Here is a 619-nt window from a genome sequence, read left to right on the forward strand (position 1 = left end):
CAGATACCTGAGCGTTGACGACGTAAAGGTGGAAACCGCTATCAAAACCAGAGCTAGATACAAACGCTCTATAGCCTAAGGAATTCATGATTGTCCGCTGAAATGACCACATCACCTCAGCCGTCAGCGACCTCAGTCCTACGATCCAAGTCTCGCTGATCATTAAGAGCCACGGCGTCCGCACGCATTCGAGCAGGCACTGTATCTCTCACCTTTGAAAAGTCAGCATCGCTTGCAGGCTTAACCTTAACCGCTTCTGCACGTCCAAATCTTTTATCGCCATAGCGGCTAATCGAATCGGTAGCCTGGTGCCCCATGACGTATGCCATTTCTATTGCGGACATGCCTGAGGCTTTCAGATTTGAGCCGAACTGGTGACGAAGTGTGTACATACTCGGCACCTTCCTCCTACCGAATAGCTCAGTAGCGACTTGGTGAAGCGCAACGCGTATTGAATCCATACTGCGCGGCTGACATTTAAAAGCAGCGAGAGCGTTTTTCAAGATATTGCAGACGTCTCCATCAGCCTCAAGCGTTCGGCTAGCGCCGCGTAAACCGTTGTGGCTAAGCTTTGCACCGGATATATGGATGCGCCGGCCATCGATAGAAATTCCGTTAA

At 50.6% G+C, this 619-nt stretch carries 1 protein-coding gene; it reads right to left on the bottom strand.

The genetic code is table 11. The annotated features are described in order from the left end of the window. Positions 1-116: 116 nt before the first annotated feature. On the bottom strand, positions 117-619 hold a 503-nt coding region (locus HZR81_RS23715), incomplete at its 5' end, for a site-specific integrase (RefSeq protein WP_500129407.1).

Origin of the sequence: Pseudomonas sp. LM13, assembly GCF_041381355.1 — a bacterium.
In the GTDB taxonomy this organism is placed as follows: Bacteria; Pseudomonadota; Gammaproteobacteria; order Pseudomonadales; family Pseudomonadaceae; genus Stutzerimonas; species Stutzerimonas frequens.